The 7,248-nt window shown below is 75.2% G+C and carries 5 protein-coding genes; all 5 read right to left on the bottom strand.

Annotated elements, in window-relative coordinates; translation table 11 throughout:
* Positions 1 to 92 precede the first annotated feature (92 nt).
* The gene (locus AB0C69_RS35010; protein WP_360359485.1) at positions 93 to 1,571 is read right to left on the bottom strand and encodes an AMP-binding protein; all 1,479 of its coding nucleotides are present in this window, start codon (positions 1,569 to 1,571) and stop codon (positions 93 to 95) included.
* A 108-nt stretch (positions 1,572 to 1,679) separates the two neighbouring features.
* A complete protein-coding gene (locus tag AB0C69_RS35005; protein WP_360359482.1) occupies positions 1,680 to 4,139 on the bottom strand; it encodes a LuxR C-terminal-related transcriptional regulator in 2,460 nt (819 codons plus the stop codon).
* Positions 4,140 to 4,282: 143 nt separating this feature from the next.
* A complete protein-coding gene (locus AB0C69_RS35000; protein WP_360359479.1) occupies positions 4,283 to 5,125 on the bottom strand; it encodes an ATP-binding cassette domain-containing protein in 843 nt (280 codons plus the stop codon).
* A complete protein-coding gene (locus tag AB0C69_RS34995; protein WP_353835466.1) occupies positions 5,122 to 6,174 on the bottom strand; it encodes an ABC transporter permease in 1,053 nt (350 codons plus the stop codon). The genes AB0C69_RS35000 and AB0C69_RS34995 overlap by 4 nt, the downstream gene beginning before the upstream one ends.
* Positions 6,171 to 7,160, bottom strand: a complete 990-nt coding sequence (locus AB0C69_RS34990) for a sugar ABC transporter substrate-binding protein (protein ID WP_360359476.1) — start codon at positions 7,158 to 7,160, stop codon at positions 6,171 to 6,173. Before AB0C69_RS34990 ends, AB0C69_RS34995 begins: the two co-directional genes overlap by 4 nt.
* Positions 7,161 to 7,248: the final 88 nt, after the last annotated feature.

Here is a 7,248-nt window from a genome sequence, read left to right as displayed (position 1 = left end):
GGGGCGCCCCCCGCGCGGGGAGGCGGCGCAACACCCCCCCCCCACCCCGGCCGCCTCCAGGACCACGTCGGTGATCGTGGCGGGTGCGCACGTCACGGGGCCAGGCCGGCGCGCTCCAGGAGCTCCCGGCGCCTGACCCGGCCTCCGGCCGTGCGGGGGATCTCGTCGACGACGTGCACCGCCGACACCGCCCGGGTCGCCGGCACGCGCCCGTTGACATAGGCGAGCAGGTCGGCCTCGGGCACCGGTTCGGACAGCACGGCGAACGCGTGGGGCGCGAGCCCGAGGTCGTCGTCGGGGGCGGGCGCCACGACGGCGTCCCCCACGGACGGATGGGCGGCCAGCACCGCCTCCGGGTCGCCGGGCGGTTCGCGGCGCGCCCCGGCGAGCCGCCCGAGGATGAACGCCCGCCCGTGCTCGTCGGCGAACGCCGAGTCCCCGGTGGGCAGCCACCGCCCGGGTCCCGCGGCGTCCCGCCCCGCCGGGAGCCGCACGCACATCTCGCCGGGCTGGTAGGACGGCTGCACCGCCCCGGTGCGCGGATCCACGACCCGCCACGCCACGCCCGGCAGGCCCCGCCCGACCGAGTCGAGCGTCCCCTCCTCGGCGGCGCGCAGGTTGAGGTGGGTGAACCCGCCGGCCTCGGCCGGCCCGTACGCCTGCCGCACCGGGCAGCCCAGCCGGGTCGCGGCGGCGCGGGCCCCCTCCGAGGCGAGCGGCCCGCCCGCGACCACGACGGCGCGCAGCGCCCGCAGGTCGTAGTGGCAGACGGCGCGCTCGTGAGCGAGGGCCTCCACCAGCTCCGGCGGCAGCACCGCGACGGTCACCCGGTGGTCCCGCAGCGCGCGGAGCAGGTCGTGGCGTCCCGCCCCGGAGTACGCGACGGCGGTGGCGCCGAGCCGCAGCACCGGGTTGAGCACCCCGTTCAGCCCGAGGACGGTGCCGAACGGCAGCGCGCTCAGCACCGTGTCCGCGCCGCCGAACATGGCGGACTCGGCGACCCTCATCAGGGCCGCGACGACCTCCGCGTGCGTCAGCCGCACCGTCCGGGCAGGGCCGCCTTCGCCCTCCGGCGTACAGGCCAGCAGCGCGACGTCGCCCCCGGCGCGGTCGGCCACCGTGTGCGGGGCCGCGCTTGCGGGGGCCGGGGCGGCGAGCAGATCGGCGAGCCGCAGCGGGGCCGTCTCGCCGGTGCGGCCGGTTCCGGCGTCGTCATCGCCGCCGGGAGCGTCGGTGATGACGGAGCGTGCGCCGGCCTCTTCGAGCATGCGGGACGCGTCCGGGCCGGTGACGGGGAAGGGGACGGCGCCGGCCGCGATCACCGCGTGCAGGGCGACGGCGAGGTCCAGGGGCTCGCGCAGGCGCAGGCCGACCACGTCCCCCGGCATGGTTCCGTCGCGTGCGAGAGCGGAGGCCGCGGTCCCGACCAGGGTGGGGAGTTCCGCGTGGGACAGGGCGCGTCCGGACGACGCGTCCAGCACCGCGGTCCTCCCGGGGTCGGGTGCGGCGCCGAACACCGCGTGGGTCACCGTGACCGCCGGGTAGGCGGGGTCCACGCTTCTGGGGAGCATGGCGCCGACGCTAGGCGGGCGCGCCGGCCCGCGCATGCGCCGAAGTGCGCAACCACCGTCGTATTCGACCGGCGCCCGGGAGCGTACGCGATGTGTACACACCCCCGGTCAGGAATCCTCCGCGGGGATGTTGTCCACGGCCCAGGCGGCGATCTGGGCGCGGGAGGAGAAGCCGAGCTTGGTCAGGATGTTGGTGACGTGGCGGGCGACGGTGGCGGGGCTGATGACGAGTTCGTCCGCGACTCCGCGGTTGCTGAGACCGCGGCGGACCAGGCGGGCGATCTCCCGTTCGCGGGCCGTGAGGCCGCCCGGCGGCGTGACCGGTCCGGCGGCGCCCGGCGCGGCGAGGCCCCGCGCCGGCGGCCGAGGCGGCGGGACCGTCCCGGGACCGCGGAGCGCGTAGGCGATCGCGTCGTCGGCGGTCATCGCGCGGCCCTCGCCCCAGTACTGGGCGAGGAGGGGTTCGCCGATCCCGCGGCGGATCGGTTCGAGGACGCGTTCGCGGCGCGCGCCCGTGCCGGGCTCGCGGCCGGTCGCCTCGCGCAGCGCGGACGCCGCGCCGGCGAGCGTCACCGCGCCCCGCTCGTCGCCCTCGCACGCGACCACCTCGGCGAACGCGTCCAGGGCGCGGGCCATGTCCAGCCGGATCCCGCACGAGCGGCTCAGCGCGAGGCTCTCGGCGAGCGACGCGCGGGCCGAGGGCAGGTCTCCCCGGGCCAGCGCGACGCGGCCGAGACCGGCCAGGGCCCGCGCCAGCTCCGGCCGCGCGCCGATCTCGGCGAGGACCGGCAGGACCGCGGCGTAGTGGCCGCGGGCCGAGGCCGGGTCGCCGCGCAGCTCGGCGAGCCTGCCGAGGCCGATCATGGCGTGGGAGGCGCCCCACAGATGGCCGATGTCCCGCATGACGGACGCGGCCGCGTCGAGCCGCTCGCGGGCCTCGCGCAGCCGCGACTCCCGGATCAGCAGGTAGCCGCGGGCCGCGCACGCGTAGGCGCGGGTCCACTCCCGGCCGGGGCCCCGGACGAGGGCGTCGGCCTCGTCCAGGCGGCGGGCGGCGGCGGCGAAGCGGCCGGCGCGGGCGAGGCACTCGGCGCCGGTGATCAGCGCGGTCGCGGTCATGACGTCGTCCCCGGCCTCCCGGCAGGGCCCGAGCGCCTCGTCGGCGCGCCGGGCGGCCTGGACGAAGTCGCGTCCCCCCATGGCGAGCTGGGCGCGGCCGGCGAGCGCCGGGCCGAGGACGCGGGGGCCGACGCCGCGGGCGGCGGACAGGAAGCGGTCGGTCCGGTCGGCCCATTCGGCGACGCGGCCGCGCGCGATCCAGAACGTCCGCAGCGCCGTGCACAGCCGCAGCCCCTCGGCGATGTCGCCGTGGTCGAGCGACCAGGTCAGCGCGGCCCGGACGTTGCCGAGCTCGGTGTCGTACCGGTGGAACAGCGCCACCCGGTCCGTCCAGGGCGCGGGCTCGACGCCGAGCGCGATCGCGCCGTCGCGTTCGGCGTCGGCGAGGACGGCGTCGCGGTGCCGCCCGCGGAACTCCTCCTCCTCGCCGGCGTCCGCGAGCCGCTCCGCCGCGTACTCGCGGATGCTGTCGAGCAGCCGGAACCGGACCTTCCCGCCGGTCTCCCCGGTCACGGTCGCGAGGGACTTGTCGACGAGGGCGGTGAGCGCGTCCAGGACGTCGTCGGCGGGCAGGGCGCCGCCGGACGGCGCGGGATCGGCGCAGACGTGCTCGGCCTGCTCCAGCGTCCAGCCCGCGAAGACCGACAGGCGCCGCAGGAGGACGCGCTCCGGCCCGTCCAGCAGGTCGTGGCTCCAGTCGATCGCTGCGCGCAGCGTCCGCTGCCGGGCGGGGGCGGTGCGGTCACCGGCGCTGAGCAGCCGGAACCGGTCGGCGAGGCGGCGCGCGATCTGCTCGGCCGACAGCACCCGGACCCGGGCGGCGGCGAGCTCCACCGCCAGCGGCATCCCGTCGAGGGCCCGGGTGACCTCGTGGACGGCCTCCGACACGGCGAACCCGGGCCGCGCCGCGTTGGCGCGCTCCAGGAACAGCCGGACCGCCTCGTCCGGCTCTAGGGGCGGCACCCGCCACACGTTCTCCCCCGCCATCCGCAGCGGCTCCCGGCTGGTGGCGAGGATCCGCAGCCGCGGGCAGCGGGCCAGCAGCAGGCCCGTGAGCTTCGCGCACTCCTCGACGACGTGCTCGCAGTTGTCGAGGACGAGCAGGACAGGCGGCGCGTGCAGCGCGTCGGCGAGCGTCTCGGTGAGCGGACGGCCGTCCTCCTCGGCCACGTCGAGGGCCGCGGCGACGCGCCGCGCGACGGGCTCGGTCGTCCCATCCGGGCGGACGTCGGCCAGTTCCACGAACCAGACGCCCCCGTCGTGCGCGCCGGCCGCCGGGGACGCGTCGAGGACCGCGTGCGCGACGTGCAGCGCGAGCCGCGTCTTGCCGATCCCGCCCGCCCCGCACAGGGTGACGGCCCGCATGCCCTCCAGCAGCCTGCCGAGGTCGGCGGCGTCGCGTTCGCGGCCGACGAAGGCGTTGGGCTCGGCGGGGAGATTGGTCTTCACGGCTCTGTGAGTGTGGCATCGCGCTGCGTGATCCGCCACGGTTTCGCGGTCTCGGTCTGGAGAGCGCGCGCCCGCGCCGGACCGGCGCCGCCCGAGCCCCGGGCGAGGACCGCCCCGGGCCGCCTGAGCGGCCCGGGTGGCCGTCAGTCGCCGGTGAGGCCCAGGCTCTCGGCCTCCTTCGCCATCCGCGCGGCGGCGGCGGACGAGCCCGCCGCGTCGAGTTCGTGGGCGAGCTCCTCCAGCTCGCCCCCGCCCGCCATGAGGCCGGTGAGCTCCTCGCGGGTGATCTCCTCCTTGGTGTGGTACCCGATGCCGCGCCCGCGGTTGAGGATCAGGAAGCGGTCGCCGACCGGGTAGGCGTGGTGCGGGTTGTGGGTGATGAAGACGACCGCGAGGCCCCGCTCCCGCGCCTGGACGATGTAGCGCAGCACCACCCCGGCCTGCTTGACGCCGAGGGCGGCGGTGGGCTCGTCCAGGACGAGCGCCTCGGCCCCGAAGTGCACGGCGCGGGCGATGGCCACGCACTGCCGCTCGCCGCCCGACAGGGTCCCGATGGGCTGGTCGACGTCGCGCAGGTCGATGCCCATCGCGGCCATCTCCCGCTGGGTGGTCTCGCGCATCGATCTGACGTCCATCGCTCCGAAGCGGCCCCGCTTCTCCGAGCCGAGGAAGAAGTTGCGCCAGACCGGCATGAGCGGGACGACCGCGAGGTCCTGGTAGACGGTCGCGATGCCGCGGTCGAGCGCGTCGCGGGGCGATCCGAAGCTCACCTCCTCGCCCCGCACCTCGTAGGTGCCGGTGTCGTGGCGGTGCAGCCCGGCGACGATCTTGATGAGCGTGGACTTGCCGGCCCCGTTGTCGCCGAGGACGCAGGTGACCTCGCCCGCGGAGGCCTCCAGGTCCACGTCGCGCAGCGCGATGACGTTGCCGTAGTTCTTGCCGACGCCGCTGAGCCTGATGAGCGGCGCCCCCTTCGCGTCCGTCATGGCGTCCGCTCCACTCTGCGCCGCACCACCAGGTTGACCACGGTGGCGACCAGCAGCATCGCGCCGAGGAAGAACCGGAACCAGTCGGGGTTCCACTCGGCGTACACGATGCCCTTGTTCGTCATGCCGAAGATGAACGCCCCGATCGCCGCGCCGACCGCCGACCCGTAGCCGCCGGTGAGCAGGCACCCGCCGATGACCGCGCAGATGATGTAGAGGAACTCGTTGCCGACGCCCTCCCCGGACTGGACGGTCGCGAACGCGAACACCAGGTGCATCCCGGAGAACCACGCGCAGAACGCCACGCCCATGAACAGGCCGATCTTCACCCGGTCGACGGGGACGCCGACCGCGCGGGCGCTGCCGGCGGCCCCGCCCACCGCGAAGATCCAGTTGCCGAGGCGGGTGCGCAGCAGGAGCCAGGTGGCGATCGCCGTGAACGCCAGCCACCAGAACACGGTCACCTTGACGTTGACGCCGAGCACGTCCACGTCGGAGGCGAAGACCGCGCGGGCGGAGGCGAAGCCGTCCATGTCGCGGACGGAGTCGCTCGCGACGTTGCCGGTGAGCGCCTTCGTCACGCCGAGGTTCAGGCCCGCGAGCATGAAGAACGTGGCGAGCGTGATGATGAAGCTCGGCAGCCGCGTCCGGACGTACAGGACGCCGTTCACCATGCCGAGCGCCAGCGTCAGCACCAGCGATATCACCACGCCCGCCCACACGTTCAGCGTGAACTGGTAGGCGGTCAGCGCGGCGATCAGCGCCGAGGACGTCACCATCACCCCGGCGGACAGGTCGAACTCGCCGCCGATCATCAGCAGCGACACCCCGACCGCCATGATCCCGAACGTCGAGGCCGCGTACAGGACGGTGGAGAACGAGCCGGCGCGCAGGAAGGCGTCCGCGACGATCGAGAAGAACGCGAACAGCGCCACCGCGCCGAGCAGCGCGCCGAGCTCCGGGCGGCCCAGCAGCCGCCGCACGGGCGACCGCCGGGCCAGGCGCTCGTCGGGGCGGGCCGCCGGCGGCCCGGCCACCGCCTGGGTCATCGCGTCCCCCGGTTCGCGAACGCCTCCAGCTGCGCCGCGTTCTGCTTGGTCACGATCGCGGGCCCGGTCAGCACGGGCCGTCCGCCGCCGAGCACGTTGCCGTTGTTCTTCAGCAGCCACAGCTCGTCGACGGCCCCGTAGCCCTGCAGGTAGGGCTGCTGGTCGACGGCGAACTCGATCGCGCCGGAGTTGATCGAGGCGATGAGGTCCTTGTTCAGGTCGAACGTGCCGACCTTGGCCTTGCTCCCGGTCTCCTTGACCGCGTCGACGGCGGTCGCGGCGAACGGGGCGCCGAGGGTGAGGATCCCGTCGATGCTCTTGTCGGCCTGGAGCTTGGCCGTGAGGGAGGACTTCACCTCCGGCATGTTGGTGCCCTGGACGAACAGGTTCTGCAGGTCTCCGCCGAACGTCTTCTTCGCGCCGGCGCAGCGGTCCTCCAGGCCGACGTTGCCCTGCTCGTGGACGACGCACAGCGCCTTCTTGGCGCCGATCTTCCCCAGCTCCGTGCCGGCCGCCTCACCGGCGATCGACTCGTCCTGCCCGAAGTGCGCGATCGCGCCGAGCTTCGCCGACTCCTCGGCGCCGGAGTTGATCGACACGACCGGCACCTTCGCGGCGGCGGCGCGGGCCAGCACGTCCTTCATCGCGTCCGGCTTGGCGAGGGTGACGATGATGCCGTCGACCTTCTTGTCGAGCGCGGCCTGGACGAGCTGGGCCTGCTTGCCGCCGTCCGGGTCGGCGGAGTAGAGGAACTCGACGTTGTCCTTGGCGGCGGCGGCCTTCGCCCCCTTCTGGACGATGTCCCAGAAGGTGTCGCCCGCGCCGGAGTGCGTGACCATCGCGATCTTCAACCGGGGGCCGGCGCCCTCCGGGGTCTCCTCGGACTTCTTGCCGCCCGAGCTGCTGCAGGCGCTCAGCGCCAGCAGCCCCGCGGCGGCCAGCACCGCCAGGCCCCTGGACGTCCCACGCGCGAAAACGCCTCTCATCGGCTGTTCTCCGTTTCTCCCCGAATGGTCGGTCTGAGGAGTTGGTCGAGGGTCAGGCGGCCTCCGCCGCCCGCCGCGAACAGCAGGC

It is taken from the genome of Actinomadura sp. NPDC048032 (genome assembly GCF_040653175.1).
Lineage (GTDB): Bacteria > Actinomycetota > Actinomycetes > Streptosporangiales > Streptosporangiaceae > Spirillospora > Spirillospora verrucosospora.
Note: the sequence above shows the minus strand (reverse complement) of the source record. Positions and strands in the feature narration are given on the sequence as shown.